Source organism: Arthrobacter sp. USHLN218, from assembly GCF_037144715.1.
In the GTDB taxonomy this organism is placed as follows: domain Bacteria; phylum Actinomycetota; class Actinomycetes; order Actinomycetales; family Micrococcaceae; genus Crystallibacter.
Genome location: NZ_JBBCYT010000012.1, coordinates 13,211 through 39,285, shown reverse-complemented (window position 1 = coordinate 39,285; position 26,075 = coordinate 13,211). Strand labels below are relative to the sequence as shown.

At 59.9% G+C, this 26,075-nt stretch carries 17 protein-coding genes, 1 tRNA gene and 1 pseudogene; 12 read left to right on the top strand and 7 right to left on the bottom strand.

Translation table 11 applies throughout. The features are described from left to right. Positions 1–76: 76 nt before the first annotated feature. Complete coding sequence (locus WFH44_RS20305) at positions 77–697, top strand: hypothetical protein (protein ID WP_336716305.1); 621 nt, start codon at positions 77–79, stop codon at positions 695–697. A gap of 548 nt (positions 698–1,245) precedes the next feature. Here WFH44_RS20305 and WFH44_RS20300 read toward each other — a convergent pair. Further along, complete coding sequence (locus WFH44_RS20300; RefSeq protein WP_336716303.1) at positions 1,246–2,538, bottom strand: right-handed parallel beta-helix repeat-containing protein; 1,293 nt, start codon at positions 2,536–2,538, stop codon at positions 1,246–1,248. A gap of 641 nt (positions 2,539–3,179) precedes the next feature. Then, positions 3,180–3,243: transfer RNA gene (locus WFH44_RS20295), tRNA-Thr, on the bottom strand. 101 nt (positions 3,244–3,344) lie between these two features. Here WFH44_RS20295 and WFH44_RS20290 point away from each other — a divergent pair. From WFH44_RS20290 to WFH44_RS20260, 7 genes and pseudogenes are all read left to right on the top strand, one after another. Continuing rightward, entirely contained in the window at positions 3,345–4,391 is a 1,047-nt protein-coding gene (locus WFH44_RS20290) for a tyrosine-type recombinase/integrase (RefSeq protein ID WP_336716301.1), read from the top strand. A gap of 217 nt (positions 4,392–4,608) precedes the next feature. Next, positions 4,609–5,061 (top strand): hypothetical protein, encoded by a 453-nt coding sequence (locus WFH44_RS20285; protein WP_336716299.1) that lies wholly within the window; start codon positions 4,609–4,611, stop codon positions 5,059–5,061. Continuing rightward, positions 5,062–6,330: a tyrosine-type recombinase/integrase gene (locus WFH44_RS20280; RefSeq protein WP_336716297.1), complete on the top strand. Its 1,269-nt coding sequence runs from the start codon at positions 5,062–5,064 to the stop codon at positions 6,328–6,330. A 3-nt stretch (positions 6,331–6,333) separates the two neighbouring features. Continuing rightward, complete coding sequence (locus tag WFH44_RS20275; protein ID WP_336716295.1) at positions 6,334–6,768, top strand: DUF6262 family protein; 435 nt, start codon at positions 6,334–6,336, stop codon at positions 6,766–6,768. A gap of 452 nt (positions 6,769–7,220) precedes the next feature. Beyond that, positions 7,221–7,355 (top strand): annotated as a pseudogene (locus WFH44_RS20270) (recombinase family protein); the annotation flags it as partial. A 304-nt stretch (positions 7,356–7,659) separates the two neighbouring features. Further along, positions 7,660–10,587, top strand: a complete 2,928-nt coding sequence (locus tag WFH44_RS20265) for an NACHT domain-containing protein (RefSeq protein WP_336716293.1) — start codon at positions 7,660–7,662, stop codon at positions 10,585–10,587. Positions 10,588–10,680: 93 nt separating this feature from the next. Further along, entirely contained in the window at positions 10,681–11,253 is a 573-nt protein-coding gene (locus WFH44_RS20260) for a DUF4365 domain-containing protein (RefSeq protein WP_336716291.1), read from the top strand. Between the two features lie 6 nt (positions 11,254–11,259). Here the strand turns inward: WFH44_RS20260 and WFH44_RS20255 are convergent, their stop codons facing one another. From WFH44_RS20255 to WFH44_RS20240, 5 genes are all read right to left on the bottom strand, one after another. Next, entirely contained in the window at positions 11,260–12,228 is a 969-nt protein-coding gene (locus WFH44_RS20255; protein ID WP_336716289.1) for a hypothetical protein, read from the bottom strand. 555 nt (positions 12,229–12,783) lie between these two features. Further along, the gene (locus WFH44_RS20250; protein ID WP_336716286.1) at positions 12,784–12,912 is read right to left on the bottom strand and encodes a hypothetical protein; all 129 of its coding nucleotides are present in this window, start codon (positions 12,910–12,912) and stop codon (positions 12,784–12,786) included. 144 nt (positions 12,913–13,056) lie between these two features. Beyond that, positions 13,057–13,608: a GIY-YIG nuclease family protein gene (locus WFH44_RS21480; RefSeq protein WP_442892943.1), complete on the bottom strand. Its 552-nt coding sequence runs from the start codon at positions 13,606–13,608 to the stop codon at positions 13,057–13,059. Positions 13,609–13,612: 4 nt separating this feature from the next. Continuing rightward, positions 13,613–14,380, bottom strand: coding sequence for an HNH endonuclease (locus tag WFH44_RS20245; protein ID WP_336716283.1), 768 nt, complete (start codon positions 14,378–14,380; stop codon positions 13,613–13,615). A gap of 209 nt (positions 14,381–14,589) precedes the next feature. Continuing rightward, entirely contained in the window at positions 14,590–15,018 is a 429-nt protein-coding gene (locus WFH44_RS20240; RefSeq protein WP_336716281.1) for a very short patch repair endonuclease, read from the bottom strand. A gap of 155 nt (positions 15,019–15,173) precedes the next feature. Between WFH44_RS20240 and WFH44_RS20235 the strand changes: the two genes are divergently transcribed. Genes WFH44_RS20235 through WFH44_RS20220 form a run of 4 tightly spaced genes read left to right on the top strand, consistent with a single transcriptional unit; the run spans position 15,174 to position 26,045 of the window. Beyond that, entirely contained in the window at positions 15,174–16,565 is a 1,392-nt protein-coding gene (locus WFH44_RS20235; RefSeq protein ID WP_336716397.1) for a DNA cytosine methyltransferase, read from the top strand. After that, a complete protein-coding gene (locus tag WFH44_RS20230) occupies positions 16,549–19,002 on the top strand; it encodes a hypothetical protein (protein ID WP_336716279.1) in 2,454 nt (817 codons plus the stop codon). Before WFH44_RS20235 ends, WFH44_RS20230 begins: the two co-directional genes overlap by 17 nt. Next, a complete protein-coding gene (locus tag WFH44_RS20225) occupies positions 18,999–20,414 on the top strand; it encodes a hypothetical protein (RefSeq protein ID WP_336716277.1) in 1,416 nt (471 codons plus the stop codon). The genes WFH44_RS20230 and WFH44_RS20225 overlap by 4 nt, the downstream gene beginning before the upstream one ends. A gap of 9 nt (positions 20,415–20,423) precedes the next feature. Beyond that, the gene (locus WFH44_RS20220) at positions 20,424–26,045 is read left to right on the top strand and encodes a hypothetical protein (protein ID WP_336716275.1); all 5,622 of its coding nucleotides are present in this window, start codon (positions 20,424–20,426) and stop codon (positions 26,043–26,045) included. Positions 26,046–26,075: the final 30 nt, after the last annotated feature.

Here is a 26,075-nt window from a genome sequence, read left to right as displayed (position 1 = left end):
GTCCCCAGCCTTGGCGCCGCACGCCTGCCCCCTACACTTGTCCTACCAGACGGCACACCACTGAAACGGGACAGCCATGATCGACGTTGATCCTGAGTACCTGATCCTCTCCTACCGGCTGACGTACCTGGGTGTGCCCGACGCACAAGAATCACCCGAGACGTACCCCCTGGCGTGGCGCATCAACATATACGCCGAGGTCTTCGCGGAGAACGACGCCGTCGAAGAGCACAGCATTGGCTCCGCCATGGTCTACACGGTTCCGGACGCCGGGCGCATCGATCTGGCCAGCACCCTCGACGTCGACAAGAATCTGGCATCGTTCGGCAACATCCTCGGGGTGCTGCACCCCGACCTCCTGGATGCGGCCGGCATGAGGGATCTCGGTGGCGATCTAATGATCCTGTCCAGTCTGCTGATCAAACCGCCCTACCGGGGGCAATGGCTCGGCCACCACGTGCTGTTGGCTGTTCTGGCTACCATTGGCCGCAGCGTCGCCCTCGTCGCGCTGTGTGCTGCACCGCCGCTGGAACACGACGTACCCGAGGAGGAAACTCCGGAGCAGGGCGCAGTCAAGTCAGCCGTGCGCTCCTACTGGGAGTCCTTCGGATTCATCCCCGTGGAAGGCGGGTCCGCAGACTACATGGTCTACTTCACCGGCCCTCCCGAGCTCTCGGACGAGGTCCTGCCCCGATGACAGGCGACACTGCAAAAACATCGGATCGTCGGCGCAAAGTCTGTGGGCTTCCGTCCACTGACGAAGAGGACAGACGAGCGTGTAGAAACCCGCCTGCACTCCACGATAGTTTGGCCAATCGGCGGATCGCCGAAATCACGAACGCGGTCATCCACATCCGATTCATGGCAAACCTGAGTGGACTGAGGCACTGAGGCTCCGGTAACCGCCTCGCTTGCCGGAGGCTCCTGGTGTGCTCCTGTCCTCGCTCATAACGACTTCTACCCTGCCCTCTAGTCAGTCGGCAGCAAGGTTGTCTAGGCCACCTGACCTTAGGCCCTACCCGAGCACAGGTTCGGGATTTACGTTTGCTGCCACCGCACCGAAAAGACGCGGGATCACATGCAAACCAAATATCGGCTCAAGATGGCCACCGCAGCCGCAGCTCTGGTTCTCGCTACCGAGGGCTGCGGCGGTAGCAGTGACGGTGATAGCACGGGGTCAGCCGGGGAGGCCCCGGCAGCGCCAGCCGAGCCCGCTCCCCCTCCCCAGGCATTGGGAGACACACCCTAGTCCACGAACCAGCTGACGCCGTCGATCCAGATCTCGCTGGAGGCTGTGTTACCTGTGCGGATGCGCAACTGTCCACTGGTCTGGATATGGGCCAACGACGAGTTCTGGTAAGTGGTGCCGCCGGCCGCCGGTTTGGCATCCTGCGTGGGCCGATAGCCGGCAGGCAGGAAGCCGGGAACGGTGACGAAGGAGTTTGCCGTAAAGTTCCCGCCGACGGTACGGATGAACGCCCCCCGCAGGAATACCTGCCTGCCGATCTTGCGGTACTGCGGCAGGCTGGTAGCGTGCGGTGAGAGCCCTCCGCCGGGCACGGGGAAGTTCTGCCAGCTTTCGCCCTTGCTGTACAGCTCGGGAGTGTTGCCGGCCCAGGCCGAATTGTCCCAATCGATGAAGGTGGACTGTGGGTCGGTATTCCACGGCCCGACGCAGTTGACGATGCGGTTTCCCGTGAAGGTCCCTGAGCCTTTGACCGCGGCGCTCTTGCCAAAGAGGGAAATGCCGTAACCACCGGCGATGTTCCTTCCGTCGACGTAGTTTCCGGCGACAACCAGGTCCTGCGGCGGCATGACCCTGGTGCTGTTGCCTAGGACGATGGCCAGCCCCTGCCGACAGTTGACCACGATGTTGTTCGCAACGGTCAGGGCCTTTCCGCCGTGGGTATCGAACCCGGCCCACTCGGGGAAGTTCAGGATCACATTGCCGTCCACGTTGACACGCTCGGACCGGGCAGCCTCATAGTTGCCGACGTCGGTCAGCGCGATCCCGTAACTGTTGGCCACGACCCCGCCGTGGGCGAAGGCGTCCCGGACCAGGTTGTCATGGATACGGCTGTCTTTCATGGAAACAGCCATGATCCCGGCATAGCGCACCCGTTCGACGAAGTTCTGGGCCACGTCCGCGTTCCGCAGCCAGGTCAGGCGCATCGCCTCTCCGCTGGTGTCGTGCAGCCAGCACCGGAGGATGGTGAGACCGCTCAACGGGTTCTGCTCGCTGCCAACCGCATTGATCAGGTTGTTGCCGATGGTGTAGGTACCGGCTTGTCCAGCCCCGACGAGCTCAATCCCTTCGAGGTGCACGCCGCTGCTGGTCACATTGAATATTTGATTGTTGGAGCCGGCCTGGATCCTGCCGTTCATGAGAGTCAATGGTTTGGCAATGTTCACGTAGCTGCTCACGTTGCACGTCGGCCCGGAGGGCAACCGCAGCTTGGCGCCACTCGGCGCATTATCAATGGCTGCCTGAATGGCGGCTGTGTCGTCGTTACCTTGGCCGACGCCGGGAATTTCCATTTCACACTCGTCCCTTCCGCTGCCGGATGGCGCCACAGGCACTGCATGGCAGCTGAAAATGCAGCAAGTACGCCAAGGCTAGCGGCCCCGGGGCAAACCGCCATCAGTCGGTGATGGATATGGCTCTTAAGGAGCAGGAAAAACGGAACCAGGGCCGTTACTCGAATGGGGAGGGGCCTCCGGCACCGCGCCGCACGACCTCCGCAGCCACTAAAGAAGTCCACCACGGTTTGTTGGTTCCGATCCACACTCGCCGGAATCCACCACGGCCTCCAGCTGATGGTCGAGCTGCTCCTGCACGTCGAAATATCTCGCAACGCCATGAGCGTACGGCCCGGGGCGGATTCGCGCACCGCCGCACCGTCAGATCCTCCCCGTCGCCGAAACGGGCGTCGGCCGGAAACATCAGCGTGTACTTCACTCCCCTGCCATCGACACCGATCACGCAGTTCTTTGCGGACAACTCCAGTGTCCCCACGAACCCGGCCCCCATCTCGAAGTTCTCCTTGCCGCTGGCCGGATTGACCAGCAGTATCTCCCCGGCGGGGCCGGACCGAATATTCTCGGTGTGAGCGATTTCTGAACAAGAAGAACCCCTTCCAACTTGGCGTTTTGCCTAGTCAAAAGGGGTTTTGCGGAGCCCCCTGCCGGATTCGAACCGGCGACCCCCTGTTTACAAGACAGGTGTTATCTCTAGGCCGAACCCAGCACGTCATCGACGTCATCGATGACTCTTGGGGGTGTCCTGATGACACACGGTTGCCTAACATGTCCTCCATGAGGCACCTATGGCGAAGGTGAGGAGAGTGAACCTTCGGGAGAAGTGGGCCGTGTTAGACGAGCGGGGGTTACCCATCGCAGAGGTGTCCCGTTTCCTGCGCCATCTGTCTCAGACGGAAAGTTCTGACAATACGGTCAAGGCTTATGCATCCGATTTAGCCCACTTCTATACCTTCATGGAGCTGCAGCAGATTGCTTGGAATGCAGTGACGAATGAGGTTTTGGGTTCCTTTATTGCGTACCTGCGGACACCGTCCCTGACAGTGGTGCGTTCGTCAAATCCCGAGGGGATTCGGAGCGCCCAGACGGTCAATCGATGCTTGGCGGCCGTTGTCTCGTTTGCCCGTTTTCTATACGACGCTGCCAACGATACGGTGTATCCTCGACTGCTCCGCACAGCCAGGCGCCGCAGGGTCTTCTTGACGGAACAAGGCCAAGAGGTGGTCACAGCCGGACCGCGCCTGTCTGTGAGCCGTTCACCGCTCCCGGTGCTGACTAATGACGAGATTGCTGCCATTACCGATGCAGCAGAGAACTTGCGAGACAAGTTCATGTTCACCCTGCTGGCCGAGACCGGCTTGCGAATTGGCCAATTGCTTCTCCTTCGGCACTCGGACATCAATGTTCCCAAATCGTTCGTTCGGATACTTCGCAGGGACGTCCAACCTGGCGTGGAAGCAAGGAATAAGAGCCCGAAGTATGCGTACATTCCCGTCAGAGGAAGCGTCATACGCCTCTATGCGGCCTACATGCACGCAGAATACAAGATGCTTGATTCGGACTTCGTATTCGTGAACCTCTGGAACGGACGCTACGGTGCGTCGTTGTCATACAAATCCGTCGAACAAACCGTCAAGCGGATCCGTGAGAAGACTGGCATTCGAGGCTGGTCGGTGCACACCTTCCGACATTCGTTTGTCACCCGGCTCCTTAACGCCAGAGTCCCCATGGAAGTCGTCTCATATCTGGTGACGCATTCCTCAGTGAGCACGACCATTGACACGTACCTGCATTTAGAGGTTGATGACGCCAGGAAAGCACTCATGGAAGCGGGGGTTTGGGATGACAGGTAATCTTGCATTTGAACAAGCCAGCGATTATCTAAGGGAGTTGCTCTCGCGCCTCCCAAAGCAGTTTCTTGAAGGGTCCATACCTGCAGATCCTGCCGGCAGGTACTCCCGCAAGGTGTGCATAGTGTCCGGGTGCATCCGCATCAGCAAGCGCACCAATGTTGATCTTTGCCGGCCACATGGGGAGGACTTCAGCCGGACTCTGCGAGAAAGTCCCGGCTTGGAAGTTGAAGCATGGGCTGCGTCCGTCTCAGGGCCGGTCCGGAACCACCGGGACGGAAGGTCGACCCTAGGTCATTTCGACGTTGCCCTCGCGCAGAACGAAGTCCTGCAGATGGAACTTGCTTACGGCCTTTACCGGCGGGGGCAGCGTGACGTGGCTACCAAACCTGAAGTACTGAATCGTTTGGCGCGAGAACTCGCCAAAAATCCGTGCCGGTCAATAGTAGAACTGCGGTACAACCGCATCGCGATCTGCGACCTTACTGCCGCATGCGGCGGTTACAGCGATACGGCCCAAGCATTCCTGCTGGATGCGCTCGACGAGTTGTGTGAACTCCAGGGTGTCGAACCTACCCGCAGGCATCTGGGTATGGGATCGGGAGGTGGTTCCGCATTTGTGAACCTGAACCAGATAGAAAACGAAGAGTTCCGGGCCTCGATTCTGCGGTGAATGAACTACCGTATCCAAGCCGAAGCTGGGACCGCGTCGTACATTCAGAGCATTGTCTCGCACATGACACTCTTTTGCTGCTGGCTCGGCTCCATCGGCGTCAATTCGTGGAGAAACCTGGAACGGCAGAACCTGCTGGATTTCCTTACCTACCTGCGCAAGATTAGTATGCCTGATGGAAAAACGTACAGTGAAAAATACCTCGGCGCCATCGTCAGCCATATCTCGGTATTCATCGAAGAAGCCAGCATGAACGAATGGGCTGATATTTCCAGGTCTGTGCGCTGGCTCCGTCATGAAAGGCCCCGCCCCCAAAAGAACGATCCGCAACTCATGGGGCAGCAGAATGCTGCCCGCCTGCGGCACCCCGACAACTTGAAACTGATTGAAGATCCAGACTTCAGGATGGCGATCAATATCATTGCCGAGACGGGCCTACGCAGACGTGATGTGGTTTACGGAATTTCCATGAATTGCCTGATCGACGTAGGAAACGACAAATGGTCCCTCCGCTACATGAATACAAAGGGTGCTGAGCCTCTAAGCATACCTATCAGTCCCCAGCTGGCAGGAACAATCGGAGAGTTTATTCAGCACAAACGCGCACGGTTCCCGCACGCTACAAAGCTATTTGTGCGGAAGGATCCAGACCGTGTGCTCACCCTGACGCTCGTCAACAATGCACTCAAGGACTACGTCGAACTACTCGACCTGCGCGACTCTGCGGGAGACCTTGTGTCCGTGACCCCGCACATGTTTAGACACCAGAACGCCACGGACTGGCTGGAGCAGGGCGTTCCCATGCCTGTCATCCAGAAGCTACTAGGCCATAAGAGCCTCAGCACTACCGAGATTTACGCTCGAATGAGCGAGAAGAAAGTCCGGGAGGAGTGGGAGAAGATGCGTGCCGTGAATCGTACAGGCGACCTAGTCGATTTTCCCATGAGCGATTTGGAAGAGGCCGCCTGGACGCACGCCTTCATGGGCGGAGCCTCTCAGGCCCTGCCCAATGGCCGTTGCGGCATGCCCTGTAATGAAACCTGCGAACATGCCAATGCCTGCTTGACCTGTCCGCTGTTCATGACCACGCCAGAATACCTGCCAGTCCTACGCGAGCAACGCGAAGAACACCGGCAGATGATCGAGCTCGCGGAGCGGGAAGGTTACCAGCGGATAGTGGAAAAGAACACCAAACCGTTTGAAGCGCTTACGCACCTCATTGACAAGCTGGAGACCTTGGAGGAACCAAGACCGGCAGGCGTAGGCTGACGTATGTCTGACGCGTCGATGAAGCCCTCCGCGCTGGCGGAGCACGCATCACAACGAACGGCCAAATGCATTTCTGCTGTCCGCAACGGAGTCAGGGTACTGCGTTCCAGGGGCGAAGCCGTGACTGTTGCATCCGTGGCACGAGCGGCAGGCGTGTCCCGGAACTTCATCTACACCACGCCCCAGGCATTGGAGATCGTAGACAGGGCTAGAAGAGAACGTCCCCGCACGCTCGCTTCCAGCGGAAAAGCCAGTTCCGGCGGCTCTCAAGAGTCGCTGCAAACACGGCTTATTGCCGCTCTGGACGAGATCGAGCGCCTGAAATCCGAAATGTCATCGTTGAAGGCGCACAATACGGAACTGATTGAGGCCATAGTGAACTTGCAGAACCCTCCCATCAAGGAGAACGTAACCCAGCTTCGCCGGCGTCGGTTCTGACCGTTTTCCGCGCAGCCTGATTCTGCCCGTCCTTACCAAACAGCACGTGCGGTACATTCGAAGAGCGGAGCGAGTCGATTGAACTGCACGTGCTGTCTAGCGCCAAAGCTGCATAGCTCGGCCCTTCCCCACACTGAAAATTCGCTTTTCCAGAGGTTTCAGGCGAAGGTGGTGCTTCCGATACCAGCTGCCATGCGAAGTGAAGAGCCTTACCCCCTACCCTTTGCCGGGCGGTACGTAATAGTTTTCGCCACCGGGACGACTTCTGAAGGCCTTCTTCATGAGTAGCAACCCCGTCGTCGTTTCGGAGCTGGCCGCGGACCTGACCGCGTCGATCGTGACACTCCCTTTAGAAACTCTTAGATTTCAACCTGACAATCAAGGGTCGGAGGCGCAGTGACGGGGCAGCGGATCGGGTACGTTCGGGTCAGCACCCTAGACCAAAACGAACATCCGAGTTCGAACGCTCGCTCATCACGGAGCGCCAGCGCGAGGGCATCGCTCTGGCTCGGGATTACGGCATCAGTCGAGAGACGGTCTACCAGTACCTGCGCCAAGCCGCAGCAGTGACAGCGGATGGAGCATAGCCGGCCTCGGCAGCCTCTCTCCTGCCTCGAGCGATCGAGCTCACAGAGTTCCCCCGTATGGCCCACGGTCCGTTTGTGAAGAAGTATGCACGTCGTCGCAGGCGGAATCCCGCCCGTAGGACGCTGAAGGCGTGCGAGTGATGCCGCGCTGCCATGCTGGACACTCGATGCGCTCAAGGCAATAGACCCAGGACGGGCACGTCGAGCTACTAGACGCCCCTACTGGCAGCCCTTCCAAGACGACACTGCAGGTGGTCCAGCACGGCAACATCAACTGTGCAGCAGCGCTGGATAAAGTTCCTGTATGGAAGCCATTAGTGCCGTCGCTGCATCTGTCTCTATAGCCAACGGAACCGTGGGTCTTATGCAGACCGCGACCAAAGGTGTCCGGTCTGCATATCGCCGTGCCCGGTTGAGCGGGACGATCGACCAGAGCTGGCTGAAGTTAGGTGCCCTTTCAGGCAAAGACGTGCTGCTTTCTGCTGCTGAAGTCGATGATATACATGCTTTCCTCGAAAGCGATTCGGTCAAGCCGATCTTGGCGCTTCTCGCTGTCGGGACAGTTCTTTCCGACGCTGAGGAAGTAGTGAATGGTGCTCGCGTCGGATTTCTCAACGAGTGCAAGCGGTGGGGAATTAAGTCAGAGCTGAAGTGGGCTCCTAAGGGCGACGCAATTTTCGACTCGGTTGTCGAACTTTTTCGGGGTGTACTGCCTGACGCTAAACACTCGGAGGAACTACACGAAGAGATCGAGGCATACTCTGAGTTTCTTGCGACCCCGCTAAGGGGTCAAGAAAACGAGGGGGCTCACCGGGCATATGTAGGTCGCTTGCTGGCTCTTACAGGCGACCTAGAAACTCTCAGACGAACTGCCCAGCTTTCCGGCGAACTCGCCGAGTCAATCCTAGCCGGGGATCAAGAACAAATCATTGGCCATGCCGAAGTAGATAACCAGGTGAGCTTCGACGATCTCTATGTCAGCCGTGACTTCATTGACGTCAGCTCAGAAGCCACCGAAGATTCAGGAGGATTAGTATCGTCCGGGGTCCCCTTTCGAGTGCTCATCATGGGTTCTCCCGGAGCTGGCAAATCAACATTCGTAAAGTTCCTCACCGCTGGCTTAGCCAATCCCCAGTTACGCAATCCTGCTCTACCGAGTGTGGTAATAAAATGCCGCGACTACGCCCGAGAGGGATTCTCTGGTTCGTTGGTCAGCTTTGCAGCCAAGCAATTGACAGCTGAATTTCAGCCGGTGTCAGATGACGCGCTGGAAGCGCTGCTGTTGACTGGCAAAATCTCTGTGATATTTGATGGGCTCGATGAGATAACCGACCTGCCGCGACGCCAAGACATGGTGAAGCGCATACACCGCCTTACTGCACAGTTTCCATCAACCTCCATCCTTGTCACCACAAGAGAGGTGGGTTATGTAAACGCCCCTCTGAACACGAAGGTCTTCCGCAGCGTAAGACTTCAGGAATTCACTTATACTCAAGTCGAGGAGTATTGCCATAGGTGGTTCAAAAAGAACAACAAGGGTCATTTGGTCGACCACTTCCTTGCAGAATCTGAAGCAGTCAGTGACCTACGATCCAATCCCCTTCTCTTGTCATTGCTCTGTATTCTGTACCGTGACAGCGGGGCCATCCCCGCAAATAGGAGAGGCATCTATAGAGAGTGCGCGCAACTACTCTTCCATAAATGGGATGCCCACCGGCAGATAAAGCAGTTCGAGGTGATGCCGGACTATACAGACAGACTGATGGAAGAAATCGCTCGGTGGATTTACACTTCGTCCGCGGCACAGGCGGGTCTGGAAGAGCAAGTCATCATCAAGACCCTCTCGAATTACATGGTGTCAGACCTTGGCTTCTTGCAAAGCAAAGCGGAATCAACTGCCAGCGAATTCTTGGACTTCTGCGCGGGACGCGCGTGGCTTCTGGGCGTCACCGGCACCAGTAAGCACGGGGGCCATCGAATATTTTCTTTTACCCATCGAACCTTCTACGAATTTTTCGCCGCAGAGGCCTTCGCACGGGAAGCAGAAAACGCGGGTGATATGGCCGGGCGGCTGCGGAAAGCTTATGAAAAGGACAGTACTTCCGTGCTGCCCGAGCTTCTCATCCAAAGCTTCGATCAGACCCGCACCCGCGGTGCAACAAACGTCTTCAGCAGTCTCTGCCAAGATGCGGCTCCTCCCGCTCTTCTTCTTAGATTGATGGACGGCGCTAATTTGGCACCTCATGCACGGTCCAAAGGTTTCGAGCTCATTATGCGAGACTGGAAATTAACGTTAGACGCTGAGCTTTTCACTGCTCTGCTGCAAATAAGCGGGCCTGCCAGGGATCATTTCCAAGACGAATACCTGCGCCCTGCGTCGGGCTCCCTTGCGCGGAGAAAATTTCTTTATGGGTGGTCCAGTCTCCAGCTATCCGGATCGGGTAACCGATTCACCGGAATTTGGGCTCCGATTATAGAAGAGATGTTGGAAGCCTACGCAGATGAACTCGCATCGCTCTCAGACCCAGTCATCGTGAACTGGCTCCTAGGTAAAGGATTGACGGCAAAGAACCCGGAGGAAGTCTGGGAATACTTCGTGTGTTATGGCCTTTACGGGTGGGTGCCCGGCGTGGCTTGGTGGATGATTGACGGGGTTTTCAACACCGGGATGCGCACTGCTCCGAGCCCCCATCTAGAGCTGATCATCAACGGCCTTGTAGAGGATCTGAACCAGAATGCACGGTTCCCTGACATGGTGATTTCGCGACTCCGCGACTCCCTGGAGTATGTACAGGCACACAGAGGCAGCTGGATCGCTCTCGATCATCCAACGAACTTCGAACAAGTGGTACGAAAAATGCTCTCGTACGTCGTGCTAGCACTTACCGAAGGACAGGACAATGAGCATGAACTCGTGAATGGTTTGACTCGTTGTTGGCCCGAACTGCCCACAATTCTAGCAATTCGTGCCGCATCCAGTCGGCGTAGACCGAGACGTTCATCGTCAGGGATCAGCAGCCATCTAGTGCTGGATCTGCCGGAACGGCTAAAGAAATGGACTGAAGGTTCCGTCAACCTCGTTGATTTCAGCGTGTTCGATGACGATCCATTGGGTGTCAAATACCGCCATCTCCCCCCTCTGCACTTTAAGCAAGAGGTTGGTGGGGTGCAGAGGGCATCCTCAGAGGGACCGGCCCCGGCCAAACATGATTTTGTGCCCCCACATCCATAAGCAAGGGCGAGGTTCATCCGGGGCCCTGGTAGCGATAGGGCCGTGCTCCTTCGGGTTCGTGTAACCATGTAAGAATGCCACTGCAAGGTCAACATGATCAGTTCGAGAATAGGTATATGGCGCAGCTTTGGTGCACCGCTGGCCAATGACGGTATTCAAGTCGAATGTCCTCGGGATCACGCCGCGATAGATACTGGCCTTCACCTATTCCTCGAGGGCCCGGGTAATAATTTCCAGTCCACCCATACGCGGGTCTGGTTCCAAGCCAAAGGAAAGCGAGTCGCCACCCTTTCCGCTGAGCAGTTCGATGCAGCAGCGGAGGCTAGCGTGAGTGTGAAAGTTGAACATCTCGAATATTGGTTTGCTGCGCCAGAACCCGTGTATCTCGTGGTTTTCGTCGAAGCGAAACTGCTTTTCATCGCTGAAGATGTGCGCGCCATCGTCTACAGGATGTGGCCAGACGGTAACTTTTACGACGCCGTACACGAACAAGAGTCAGTGACCGTGCATCTGGACAAGGAGGCAGTCCTTGATGGGGGAAGAATCGCGTCGTTACTCAGTCATGAGAGCATGCGGATTGATGGCGCTAAACGGAACCTGAAGGTCGTGGTTCCGCGCATCTCCGCACGACGAGCATCACACGAGACGAGTTACAGGCGTGAATGACTTGCCCTATCCAAATCCATAGGATTCGCAGTCCGCGCAGATCCGCCAGTCATCCTCCGCAGAATAAATCCTGCTTCCGCATCTTTCGCATGCGGTTAGTTCTTCTTCTGTAAAGGTGTGCCCGCAGGAGAAACAAACAAGATCCACGTCAGGCTGGCCAACTACAGTAACCTGGCCTACCAGCGAAGAAGGCATATCACACTCCGGACAGTTGTAAATGGGGGCGTCGCCACCGCTCTTGATTTCGTAGTAGAAGTCAAAATGGGCGACCTGAGAGAGATACTCATGGGCCATTTCGGTAGCTGGGAGAGCATAGTGGCAGAAGAAGCACTTCGGGTCGTTGCCCAGTCCAGTCACGAGCGCAGGTTGCGTGCATCGAGGACATTCCAGAACAACCTCTCCTCTAAGATCCCCATCCCTTAGAAGCATCATTCGTTTTTCTGCAAAGTCGCGAAGCTCGGAAAACGTGAATCGAATGCGAGCTTGAGCTTGTTCAACGCTGGGCAAATCTTCTTGCTGAACGTGTGGCTTCAGCTGATTCTCGATGAAATTCGTGACAAAGCTGAGCGCCCGGGCCAAAATCACTCGCACCGCCTCCTCTTCGGCAGCGGGAGCAAAGTGGACGATCCTGTTCCTCAGTTGAAAAACTCTGTCGATTTGGTCTAGCTCTAACTGCAAACCGGATATATCGTTCAGGCGCTTTCCGGCCTTGGAGACCTGAACGCTAATGAAGTTGCCCGAATGGAAGTTGGCAAGGTTGGCCCTGCCTGGATCCTCAAACACAAGCGACCAGTGTTCCCTAATTAGCCGGGCCTTCAGGAGAACTTCAATTCCTGACGCCATGTATAGGACAGCATATTTGTTCTCTTCTTCACTCTGTCCTGAATCAACGCTGACTTCTTCAACAGCTCGGGTGATGAAGTCAAGGGCGTTCTTCAGTAGCTGTGGCTCATGACTGGCGTTGATTTGAGGCATGATGTGAGCGTATTCCTCGGGACGGTGTTATTGCCACATTCTGATTCCCGCCAATGACATGCCAGCGCGCTGAGAGGATGTCCCTGCACTGGGCGAGGATGGGCATATGACGCACGCGCATCCCCGCCGTGCTGGCGGAAGCCCTCGATGGCGAAGCCCGACCCCAGAACACATTCTCTTGGATGAAGCAGCCGTGGCTTGACCAAATGCACGACCTTCCAGAGTGTCTGTCGCTCCTCGACCGTCTTCCCGAGCGAGTCAGCCGCCACTCAACCCGCGATGCGGTCTTGGCGGAGCTGAATGCGGTCAGGGTCCTACCCGCATTCAGCGCGGTGATGGTGTGGGGATGGGGGCACGACCGCTGGCATGGCTGCGCTGCGCACACGCTGGGTACTCACCCAGAGCAAGGCCAAGAGCACCGACGCCTTCTTGGAACCGGTGAATTCCGTTGTCGCAGACCGACCGGAAGCAGGAGTCAAATCAGTGCGCGGAAACAGGCCCCTCGACGCTTTCCGGTTGATGAACAACGAGGGCAGCATCCTTCCTCAGATCCTCCTACTTCACCAAGTGGTTGTACTTCACCTCGACCGTCAACGGCCCTAACGGCGCGGCCCCGGCCCAGTCCCGAAGCCAAGCGAGGATCCGGTCGTCGAGGATCGGGGCGGCGTCCGGTTCTACGACCATGGATTCGACGCCCAACCCTCTTGGCCCAGATTCTTCTTGGCGTACTATCGAAGCGCCGAAAAGCCTGCTCCTCATGAATTATTTCGGTTTTCGAGGTCCTCAGCGCAATGCCCTATTAAGCCCCTGAGCGGAAGGCTGAGTGTACTAAAGGGACTTTGCTCCCAGAGCTTTGCCTTGCATAGCAGCAGCGCAGCGGCTAACGTGCAGTTGCTCCGCCGTCTGCCCATCCCTGTTGAAGGGGGGCTTACTCATCAGACGGAGTTCCTCTTCTAAGGGCTTCGTTTCATCCGCTGACGGGAGCGCGACATAGGACAGGGCGAGGTTGTTGCTCATCCATGCACTCAGAGCTGTTTCGTGTTCCTGGATCAGGCGGGGATGAGCTGAACGTCCCTGCCAGACGGCTTGCAAGCCCATTAGGGACGCGATGGTCCTGCGCAACGTCGACTTTGCTGAAGAATGCTTATGGTGCTTGGTGCGGGAACGCAGACTAGTGGCTCTTCCCACATACAGCAAGTCCCCCTGCCTAATGGGGGTGAGCAGGCTGGGCCAGTCAAACGAAGCAGGCAGCTCCCCAATCAGGAACCATTTGTACACTCCCGGCCGGACTGGCGTGCGAGACCATGCCAGTTCCGGTTCGTCGGGACGGCTCCACGCGAGCAGGGATGATTCGGCAGCGTAGATAGTTCCAGAAGCCATGACCTCATACTAATTGAGGCCCGGTAGACTCCTCCATGGCTGCCTCTGGAAGTCCTGCTCGAATCCGTTCAATCAGGTCTTTCAGCTCCGCCGGCGTCAGCCATTGCCTTCCACGGTGAATCATCCGGTGGCAGTTGGCGCACAGCATCGCGAGGTCGCCCAGTTTCGTGCGCGTCTCCCCTGAGACGTGGAGCGGCAGCACATGGTGGACCTCTATGTAATCCTTCCCCCTTGAACCGTACGTTGTCCCGAAGTCGAAGGAGCAGACCTCGCACACGGTTGCCTGGCCATTTTTCTGGTGTGCCTCTATTTTTTTCCGGCGAAGCCCGGGATCGCGTTCACGTCTGCGGTGACGGGCCAAGAGAAGCCGTCCTTCAACAGCCCCTTCCTCGTCATCGCCCTCGGGCTCCAGCCAAAAAAGCGTGGGAACCTCCTGACGTTCGATCGCTATCCTGATCTCCCTGGCGGCAGCTCGCATTCCTTGCGGGTCCATGCGGAAATCTTCGAGCACTTCCCGGTCAAGCCGGTTGCCCTTGGTGCGCTTTTTTGGATAGTCAGGGTGCTGCGTGGCGATGTCCCACGTCTTACGAGCCACGCCGTTGGGATTGCGAAACTTGTCATCCCGGTCCTGAACGGGGTGCAGCGGGCTCGCCTTTAGCAACCGGGACAATTCGCGAATGTCCTGATGGGAAGGGTTCATGCCCTTCCAGCCATTTCGCTGGACCAGATCGCACGCGAGAATGATTTCATCGCGGGTCCAGTCGACACTCATGGCCCAAATCCTAGCCGGTTTGCAGCTCTACGGCGGGCTCCTGCGCCGCCATTGTCGGTAGTCCCCTCGCACAAAATTGCTTCAGACCCAAAGAATCTGTTTGGACATCCGCGACTCCCTTTCCGCTGATCTGGAGAACTGCGATTTCCCTCTTCCCAGCGCACCATCAGGGAACGAACGACTGCGGGCCCTGTCTGGTGGCCTGGAGATCAGTTTGCTCCGCGTCTATCGGCGTCTAAGAACTCGCTCCAGGTAGCGCTCACGCCGGAGCTGGCCTTCACCTCGCATTCCCAGACAACGAGGACGCCCCAGCCCATATCTTCGAGCAGTTTCCTCTGCATGGCATCACGTTCCTGATTGCGCCGCCTCTTGCCGGCCCAGAACTCCGTATTGGTCTTGGGCAAGCGGGCACCAACGGGGCATTCGTGGCCATGCCAAAAACACCCGTGCACGAAGATGACTTTTCGGCGTCCGGCAAAGACTAAGTCCGGCCGTCCGGGCAGTTTGCGGTCGTGGAGCCTGTACCGGTAGCCGGCCCCGTGCAGCATCCGTCGCAACCTCAGTTCCGGCTTGGTGTCCTTGGACCGGATCTTGGACATATGGGCGCTTCGCTGTTCGGGACTCATGAAGTCCGCCATGCATCCATTCTAGGTACGCCCGTTGCAGCCGCTGCATGCCAGAAGACGCTATAGGCTCGCGCACCGGCCCCGATCCTCATAGATGACCGACGACACCCTCGCGGCCGGGTACGCTGCGCAATATCGTCGCCATGCTCCGGCAGAATAGGGTAGTGATGAAGTACGTAGACCTTTTTGCAGGCTGTGGTGGGCTCTCCCTCGGCATCGAACGCGCTGGCGGCGAGCTGGTGGTAGCAGTGGAGAAGTCCGATATGGCGGCGCGGACTTTCCGTCACAACCTCATCGGGGACGCTTCGGACCCGGCAGATTGGGAACGGTATGCCGCCGCACCCGTCACTGAACAGGTTCAGGCCGGGCTTGTGGTCCGTGAGCTAAGCGCGCTCCTGTCCGATGACGAGGCGATGGAGGGCCTAGCCGCGGAAAAACTGGATCTCGTGGTGGGCGGGCCGCCCTGCCAGGGTTTCTCCCTGGCAGGGCGCAGGAATCCCGATGACGTCCGCAACAAGCTGCCGTGGGAGTACCTGCAATTCGTCGAGCGCACGGGCCCAAAAGCAGTCGTCATCGAGAACGTCGTCGGCATGAACCGTAGGTTCGGCAACGAAGAGGAATCATCCTTCCTGCAGCTCCAACAGGCTTTAGCTGAAACGGAACCGGGGTACGTGGTCCAAGGCGTGCATGTGAACGCCATGCACTACGGCGCGCCCCAGCATCGACCTCGGCTCATGATCATTGCCCTTCGATCAGACATCGCGGCGGAAAGGAACATAACTTCAACGGGTTTGCTGTGGCGCTCGGACTTCACGGACGTTATGCAAACGCCTCTCGCGCCCCTTGCACCGGTTCCTACAGTGTCGCGAGGGGACTTGAGGACGGTGGCCGACGCGATTGCGGACCTGTCCCCCCACGGAGACCGGACAGGGACAGGCAACGCCCGGTACCTCGGCGAGCTGCGGCAGGACGCGTGGAATTCACGCCATGGTTCGACGGATCGTCTGCTTAACCATGTTCCACGGAAGCACCAGCCGCGAACCAAGAACCGGTTCCGCCTCTACCAATATCTGGCCGGTTGCGGCCAGGACCAACGGATTGTGAGCCGAGTCGCGGACCTATCAGCATCAGACGCTCGGCTTCTAGTGAAAACCCGGCTCGCCGAGTCAGACCTGCCTGCGGTGTCGCCGGACGAGACCGTAATCGCCACGACGCTGGAAGAACTTACCGACTTCGTCCTGTCCCTTGCCACCCGGAAGCACTCGCAAAAAGTTCTTAGCTGGGACCAGCCGGCTCGCACCGTCGTGACCCTGCCGGATGACTACGTCCATCCGGCAGAACCCCGTATCTTCACGGTGCGCGAACTGGCCCGCTTCCAAGGCTTTCCCGAGGGGTTCGAATTCCTCGGCAAGGAAACGACCGGGGCACACCGGCGGCGTCTGGAAGTACCACAGTACTCACAAGTAGGAAATGCTGTCTCCCCATGGCTATCGTGGGCAGTGGGCAAACGTATTTCCGAAATCGTGGGGGGCCAGGAAACACATGAGGGATCCGAATGACTTCGAAGCCGGTAACCTAGCGTTCCTGAAACTTCGCGGCTTCGACTTTGGCCTGCTTGAACCTACCCCAACAGGACTAGCCAAAAGCATCATGGACGCAACCGGGCCTTACCGGGACTTCCTTGCGCGCAACGGCATCCACGACTACGGGTCGCAGCCCCGGGGAAGGGATGGCAAGCGCATTCTCGCAGCCGGATTCCTCGACCCCTCAGGAGAGGTAGTGGCGACGGCTGCCTCCCTATACCGGCCTGGAACGGGCAACGGAGACCCAAGGATTTGGTTCTCCGGTCTCGGCAAGTACATCCACGCAGGGGACATCTTGGTCACCCTATGGGATGGCAGGCAACTGCTGCTCGCCAACGCATCCCAACTGGACCTTTCCAAAGAGCAATGGGGCATGATGAACAACGCAACCACCCAAGACACCAGGCCTGGCTACTGGCAAATCCTCGGCCGCCTTTGGGACAAGGCCACCGGGGGCAGCGACGTCGCCGCCCGCCCCTCCTCCAAGACCGATGACGTATGGCCCACCGCGCCGCGCCCGCCCGGAGTTGAAGAGGCGTGCCAGTGGATCAGGGAAGGGTTGGAGGCGTCCACAGCGGAACCGCGGATGCTCTTCCTCGTCGGTGGTCCGGGAGCGGGAAAATCCCATGCCGCGGCGGAAACCGTCGCGTCGCTCACGGAACGAAGCGCAAGGGGAGACGGACTGGCCCACCGAAGCTACCGTTACCAAGCAGCCGACCGGGACCTGCTCCTGATTAACGATGCCACCATCGGCAGCGACACCCAAGAGCAGCCACCGCTCATCACCGACATCAACGAAGCCATCTCGACAGGATCACACGTTCTGGCCTGCGTGAACCGCGGGATTTTGGTCGAGGAATCCTCCAGAACGAGACAATCCCCCGGGTCCGGCGGAGCAGGGGAAGCGGCCGTTCGGTGGCTCCACGGGGAAAGTGACCAGCCCGGTGCTGAGTGGACCATCGACACGGACGTTTCGCGGCGTTCCTACATCCGATCCGGCCACCTGATCCGGTCCGGCCGCCCAGTCGCCCGGGTGCTGGCGGTCTTCGTCGATGTGTGCTCGCTTCTGGAGCGAAGCCCGCAGGTAGCTCTCGCCCAGCCTTCCCCGGACCGGCTCGAGGTCCGGGCAGAAGCGTACTTGATCGGCGACTTCTCGGAACGATCCGCAATGGACGCCTCCGCTACACCAGCAGGAGCGCTTTTGACCGAAGTTCTGGAAATAATCGGAAACTCCACGCCATCGGATTCCATCAACCCACGGTTCAATCCGATCTTGGCGAACCAACATTCCCTGTCCAACCCTCGCGTACGCAACAACCTGCTATCCGTTCTCCGGGCCTCAGAGATTGCCAGCACCCAGCGCATGACCTACCGCGAGGTATGGGGCGCCCTCACGCGCTGCCTGATCGGGGAGACCCCGGAACTGGTCGGACCCACCGGACTGGAGCACTATCTTTCCCTGATCCAACCCACATCGGTGGACGCCATCGACCGGTTTAACGAACTACGGCGGCTCGCCGGGCTGCGCTACACTCAGGCCCTGTTCGGGGTCTCGGGCCCGGGTATCCCCGGATTGGATCCCCAACGGAACCCCATCACCAAACTGACTCACGTCATCGACCCGGTCAAGGACTCCATACCGGGCCGGTTCGACGGAACCTGGAACTCCGGCTGGGCCACTCCTCTGGCCGATGCTTTCGCCGGAACCATCAGCCCGGGGTCCCCACTCAAGGCGTTGCTATCGGAGCTGGACCCGGAGGATGCCTTCCCCTCTGCCGTGACTTCCTTCGACGAGGAGGTGGATCGGGCCTTCGTCGAAGCGACCCAGCATCCTTCGCTCTCCGATGGGGACCGCTACGCCTTTATCGCCTGGTACGGCGGCTACCTGATGAGGCTCTATGCCACAGCCAACGGCATACCGGCATACCGAAGGGAAGTCGCGGCTTGGACCCGAGCCTGGTACATGGCCCCAGACATCACCGAATTCGAATCCCGGCTCCGGACCCTGCTTCGGCCACTGAGAGTCCCCGGACAAGGCGGATCGGCTTCCCTCATTCCCCTGTTTGACAGCCGGACCAACCCGATCATGGGGAACCTGTCCAACCCTAAGCTTGCCCTTCGCTCCGATGACTTCGACATCGAGACATCGACCGACTCTGAGTCGCTGTTCCTGCATCTGACAGAAAAGGGCCGCGAAGTGGCCCAAATCAGCCTCGATTTCGCCCTGATGCGGGAAGCCTTGGCATGCGAAGCCGGGCATTCCGGAATCACGGAGCTCTCGGACGCTACCTCTCCCCGGCTGGAACGGTTCAGGGCGGCACGGCTGGTGCCCCGCCAGCTGCGGGAGACCCGACATTTCACAGTGGTTTCGGGCAAAGAGGAACACGCCCTCGTCGTGGGAGGGCAGTCATGATTCCGGATGCCAAGAAGATGCTCCTGCCGTTGCTGAGGCCCCAGTACGTGGCTGTGCCGGAAGCGCTGATAACCGCACTGGCCTGGCGCGTATTCGACGTTGAGGTCCAGCCCGACCCCACCCGCAAGCACGTCGGGCTACTTTTTCGCACGAACCCTAAGCAGACCAAGACCCTAACTATCCGCGCGACCGAACCTGAAGGTGAGCGCCTGCGAGCTTTCAGCGAGGCACTGCGGAAGGAAGGACTAAAGACCTCCGGCGACCCCATCACCCTCGCCCGGGCTGTGTCTAGCAGCATTGCCGGCGTGCGTGCAGGAAAAAGCGGATCGCAGCCTGCCAGCCCTATCACGCCCGCCTTGGCCCTCCTGCAGAACATGCGCGGGCTCCAAGGTGCCAAAAATCCGCCTGATTTTGCCGAAATCATCGAATCGCTTTTCCGCATGGGCCTCCCAGCCGGCGCCAGCTCGGACGGACCGGCCGAACTTTGGCTGGCCTCGACAGAACATCGGATGGAAACCGACCCCCTGGTGAGTGCCCTCGACCGCGCCGCCGATGCAGCGTTGCTGGACGGCGCCCGACAGCGGCGTATAACCGATCGCACGCAGCGGGCCGAGCCATGGCAAGGCCTCTTCGCTGACACGCCGTTCGAATGGTTCGCCAGTTCGTGGACCCGCCTGAATGAGCCGCTTTGGGTTGAAGCCTTGCCGGCACGGGTATGGGTGGACTGGGCCACCACTGTCCTCCGCTTATCGGTTGGCCTTGGATTCCTTTGGGAAGCCGCGTGGTACGAGGCGTTGGCTCGGGAAGTCCTCGGCCTCAAGTCCCCTACCTGGGACGGCGTAAAAGCGAGCATGGCATCGCCTCTGCCCTGGAAGTCATCCCGTGCCGGCCTCGGTATCCGGGACGTCGCTCCCCTGCTCGGACGCCGCGTGCACCGCGGTGACCAGATCCGAGGGTTGCTGGGCGAATGGCTGGAAGATAACGGAAAGCAGGACGAGGACTTTACCTCCGCGTTGCACCGTATGCATGCCGATGAGAGGTTTTGCGACCGACTCGCCGAGGCTCTCGGCAGCCGGCGGCGCACTGCATCCGGAGGGAATCTCTGGGAAGCGGTGAAGTACGCCCTCAAAACCAGGGAGAACAGCGGCCCCTTCGCCGACTATTACGGCCTGCTCCAATCAAATGGTCGCTTCTTGACCGTCGATCCGGGAACCGAGTGGATGGCGGTAGTTGCGAGTCTGGCCTGCCCCCGACCCGGGACACCAACTGACGTTGGAGCGGTGCTTGCGTCCCTGAGCCAGCTGGGGGTGCGCCCAGAGCTGGCAGACCTCGTAACCCTACTCGAGCGTGCCGGTCTGGCGAGGGGAAGCGCCGACGCCGATCAGGGCGTCGTGGTCCAAAGTGCGTTCTAGGAGGAAATCGTGACCAAGGAATTGCTGGCCAACGCACTGGGACTGTGTCTGGCCCGTCTGAACACCCTCAACGCCGTCTACATACCCGAAGGCGTCTCCGAATCGGCTGCGGCAGCGATAGTGCACACAGCCAACTTTCGGAGGCCGGGTAAGCCCCCCTTCGCGATTCTGGTATCGATGGAACCCGAAGACCTATCCGATGAATGCTGCCTGCGCCTCACACCGCAGACCGCCATTCAGTACCGGCAGGACGACCGGCTCGCTGTCGTGGTCGGCCGCCATCCCGATTTGGCTTCCTTCGTGCAGGCGTTCCGTGAAGTTCTGGGCCAGTCCTACCCCGGCTCCGCCGCAGACGCCGTCTCGCTAGAGAAGGTCGCCGCCGCCGCCTTGGACGGGGTCTTGGCCGGCGCCGGAGCAGCCGCCGGCAGAATCTGGAACCGCGCACAAGCCGAAGAGCGCCTGGCCAGCTGCCTTAGCCAGCTCTCGTTGGCCCACGAAGCCCTGGGCCAAGGGACGAAAGGCTGGAACACCTACTGGTTCGAGCATGTGAACTACGGGTTGAATACCTTGGAAAAAGTCCTCGCCGCAAGGACGGACATAGACCTAGACCAGCTGTTCGCCCAATACACGTACGCCTGCTTCGCCCTGCCCGCACCCAAATCCGGCGTGTCCTTGAAAAACGGAGACACTGCCGTCGGCAAAGCCATCGTCGAAGCCGTGAACTCCTGGTGGCTGGACTCCGCGGCAATCGTCACCACCGCCAAGCAACTTGCCCATCATCCGGACAGCAATGGCGAGCCGCACCCCGTGTCCGAGCTGGACTGGACCGGGTTCGACCGGACCCTCGCCGCAGAAGACAACCACCTCATTGCGCTGCTCCGGCACGCTGCATCGACGGATGCCATCGATGCATTCGCGACCTTGACGGAGGACCAGTTTTTTAACCCCCTCGGTTCTGCGAGCCGCCTCAGCCAGCTTGACGTCCGCGACGGCAAAGGCCGAAGCCTCGCGGCATCGGAAGACTCCGACAAGGGCCCCTTCGTCCTGCGTTCCGAGGTCGAGGCCTCAGACACGTCGGGCATGCTGCTACGGTCCGAGCCCGTTCGGGTGAAGATTCCCACCTTCGCCTCTCCCAGCCACGATGATGTCGAGGCCTCGGCTCTGACACTTTGTGCCACGGGCCAGAAAACGGAGTGGTCCGGCCACTTGGAGCTCGACCGCGACGGCGCACTGTGGGCCGTCGGACGCTTCATCCGGAACGCTGGCAAGGCCCCACACAAGATCACCATGGGTCCGGTGAAGTTGACCGTCCGCTCGAGCCCCGTGGATCCCTTGGTGGGAATCGTGGACAACTCAGTATCGTCATCCTTCTACCTGCTGCCGCCATCCGGCCCCGGGCTGGTGTTCATGGCCATCAAGCGGGGCGGCGCGCTGGGGCGGGCCACCTACGTCGGCCCTGACACCTTCGAGCCGGATCCCGAACAGGCGGCCGAGGACAGTCGGTTCGCGGGAACCTTCGACGACGCCACATCCCGTTTCCAGATCCTGGCCTGGGCGTCCGGTAACGATGAGCAGGCGTACATGGAGCGTCGCGCCCTGCCGCTGCTCCGCAACAGAGAAGGGATCTTCGCTGCGGTCCTGCAGCCGAGCGGACTTGATGAAGTTACGGTTAACGGTGCTACCTTCGAACTGCGCACACCGCAGCCCAAGGCAGCATGCCATTCTCCCGTCGTCGCCGCTGCCACGGGCCAGCAGATCTCTGCAGAACGCCCCGCACCCGAGACCGAGGAATCCGTTCGCGGAGTCCTCGAAAGCCTCATCGCGCGGCATGCCGACACCTCCGAGTGGATGCGCGCCCACGGACACATCGTCCTTCCCTCCGACAGGGACACCCCTGTCGCCGATCTGCATACCGAGGGCGATGACGCACTGTTGATGAGCCCCGGCATCCGGGCGCCGTGGAAGGCCGTCACCGGTGTCTCCGTCCCCCCCTCCCTTGCCGGCTCCGTGGAGGCAGAGCGGTTCCGGGAAGCGTGGGCAGCGCTTGAGATCGGAGAGACGCTGCAAAGCGGGCCCACCGAGATCACGGCGGTACCGGAGTGGCCCTCACGCACGTCTTGGCGCCATCTCTGGCTTGATAAGAAGGAAGCCTTGGGCCGGTACCTTGATGCGTATTCGGACTTAATCGGACGGGCTAGGGACATTGGCGATCCCTTTGGTGTCTTTTGGGCGACGTATCCCTTCAGTGCCAGCGTGTGGGACACGGTCTCAACGGGCAAATGTCAGGCGGTCCTGCTCAGCCCGTTCCACCCGCTGCGCCTCACCTGGCTCGCCGGAGTCGAAGCCACCCTTTGGGAGGCGCGGGAGGCTAGGTACCTAGCCGGGACCATCGAAGGCTGGAACTTCCCGCTGCTGGGTCCCCGGGAGACTTCCAGTGGCCGGATGGTGGCGGTTCCCATGGACAACGGCGAAGATCAAGTCTTCCTCGGCTGGTCCATGTTGGTAGAGGCTTCCATTGATGGACACACACCTCTGAAGGCGCCGACCCGTCTGGGCAACTTGCCAGCGCCCGGAAGCGCCGCAAGCGGATTGAACGCCACGGCAGCTGCGGCAGCGCTCCGCAGCTACCGAAACATGAATCCCCACGTGTCCACGCTGAGCATCGACCTGGCCGCGGTCGGACCGACCGCCCGGCTGGCGGAAGTCGACGAGGCGGTGCTGGCAGCCGTCGAGAAGTGGACGCAGGGCAAGGACGCCCAGTTGCTGGGAGGCGCCCGGATCTGGGATTCCCTGCACAGGGGTGGCGAAGCGCCCCGGGAAGCGGTGACCCGTCTGGTCAGGGGCAGTGCAGGAGTTCCTTTGACCTGGTCCCGATACGAACCGGACGCCGCCGCCGCGAAGACCTCGAACATCCGTCTCCTCCAAGACTCGGGGGTGCAGCTGGAAGTGGGTTCCGCCGGGAACGGAAACCTCGGCATCGTCGGAATGGTGCCGCTGCGGCGATTCGAAGCGCACCAGCCTCCCTCCGGTAGTTCGCAGCTGTCGGAATCCCGACCGGCATTGCAGCCCGGAGCAGGATGGGAACCCTTCGCGAACGCCTTGATGCTGGTCGAACGCGCAAACAGCCAGCCACGCATCAGCTCCCGCTTGTTCAAGGCCCTGTTAGTGGACGGAAGCGCCGATTGGAGCGTTTCAGGAGAAGCGCTCATGGGTCCCAGCGCCATGGCCTCTTTAGTGAGGAATGCTGGCGGCGGCAGCCAGATGCTGTGGGAGTGGCGGCCCCCGTTCCTTGATCCCTCCGAGGACATACCGCTGCTTGAGCGTCGGCCCTTCGTCTCCGTGGCCCGCGTGCCCGCCAGCTTTCGCCAGCAAATCAAGACCATGCTGAACAAGGTCCACGACCGTCCCGTAGGGGAGGAAGCCGTCAATGACCTGCTTGGCAAGCTCGGCGCCCGCGGCGTCGGCCTCTCCGCCCTGCTCTCCATGGGTGGTACTCATGCCGCCGGCGCCCTCGGCTTCTATCTGGCGTTCTCTTTGATGGAAAGACTGCCAGTGGACGGTTGCGAACAATTCGTCCTGCCCATCGACGCGTGCGACACTTTCCTCAAGGCCCTTGCCTCGGACTCCAACCACGGCGGGTCCACCCGCAGGGCTGACCTTTTGGTCGTTCGCCTCGACGACGAGGCCATCACCCTCATTCCCATAGAAATCAAGTTCTACGGACTGGATGCCTCCGGGCCAGCCCCCAACCTTCCGCAACCCGGCGACGATACCTTCAAACGCGCGCTCCAACAGCTCGACTCCACTGTCGGGCTGCTCCGCAGGCTTCAGGCGCGGTGGACGGACCTAAACCTGCAGGGGAATATCGCCGAGCGTGCCCTCTGGCACAATGGCTTGGCGACGCTGGTCGAGGCAGGAGCAAGGCTGCGCCCCGGTACGGACGAACCTTCCAGCGAACTTGCATCCCGCCTGCAGCGCCTAGTAGACGGAAACATTCCGGTTAAGGTCGGCCGGCCCATCCTCACCTATTTCAGACACGACTCCTTCACGGCACAAGGCCGAGACTTCGCCGCCTATCTGGACGAAGAGTCCAAGTCCGCCTCAGCAGGAAGATACGCCGCGCTGGTTGCGAATGCCGGCGCCGCCTTCGAACAAGTGGGGCAGGCCTCCAGCGAGATCCTCGGGGCGTGGCAGGACGTTATCTCCTGGGCCGCCGCACCGGCCCCCGACCAGGAAGCCACGCCGGCAGAGCCGGCCCCGGGCGAAGAGACCGCCCTTACGCCCGTACCAGGGCAGGCCGCAGCTGAACCCCCAGCAGCCGAGCAGAACGTCCTAGTGACGGTCGCGCGCCATCCTGCAGCTGAGGAGCCACTGGCCGAGGCGTCCACGCCTCCTGCCGGAAACCACGGCCCCATACCCCCTGCCGAAACAGGAAACGGGAAAGTGACAATGCCCGACGGCAGCGGAGTCCGGTTCCCCGTCGGCGAGCTGCTCGGCAGGGTCGGCAAGGGCGAGGCCGAATTCTGGCCCAGCAACACGGCGCTCAACCAACTGAACATCGGCGTGGTGGGAGACCTAGGCACGGGCAAGACACAGCTGTTGAAGTCGCTGATCCTCCAACTGCGTTCCAACACCGCCCAGGTCCAACAGAACCCGCTGTCCATGCTCGTCTTCGACTACAAACGCGATTTTCAGGACGAGCAGTTCCTCCAAGCAGTGGGGGGCAAAGTCCTCCGTCCCCAACGTATCCCCCTGAATATCTTCGCCCTGCCCGCCGGCTACACTCCGCTTGCGGCCTTCCAAAGGGCCCAGGCCTTCTGCGACATCATCGGCAAGATCTATTCCGGTGTAGGCCCCGTCCAGCGTGATCGGCTCGTTACGGCCATCACCCAGCTGTACAAGGATCAGAACGGCAGGCCGCCCACATTGACTCAGGTCCTTGAGCGGTACCGCGACGAAGGCGGCAGGCCCGATGCCGTAACCGGCATACTCAACACCTTCGTCCTCGGCGAGATTTTCAGTGACGAGTCAGAAAGCCTCGTCCCCTTTGAGGAGCTCATCCACGACAAGGTCCTCGTGCTCGCCCTCAGCGATCTCGGGATGGACCAAAATGCCAAGAACGCCCTAGTAGTCCTATTCCTGAACATGTACTACGACTACATGCTCAAGGCACCGAAATGGCCTTACGTAGGCCAGGACCCCCAGTTGAGGCGCTTGAACTCTTTCCTGCTCGTTGACGAGGCGGTGAACATCATGAAGTACGAGTTCCCCGTCCTCATGGACCTCATGCTTCAGGGCCGCGAGTTTGGGTTCGGCGTGATCCTCGCTTCCCAGTACCTGTCGCATTTCCGCACCAGCGGAGCGAACTACGGCGAACCGCTGCTCACATGGTTCATCCACAAGGTCCCCAGCGTGAGCCTGCGGGAACTGGAACAACTGGGCCTGACCGGGGTTCCTCAAGGTGCGGCCACGCATATCCCCGGCCTGAAGGTGCACGAAGCCCTGTACAACTCTCTGGGCTACCCGGGCAGCTTCATCAAAGGCATCCCGTTCTACCGACTCGCGTCCCCACAGGAACAGGCTGGAAAGCCTCGTCCTGAGCAGGAAGCGTTCGATGAGAATGGTGAATGAGGCCAATCGGTTAATTCACCATACTCTGCC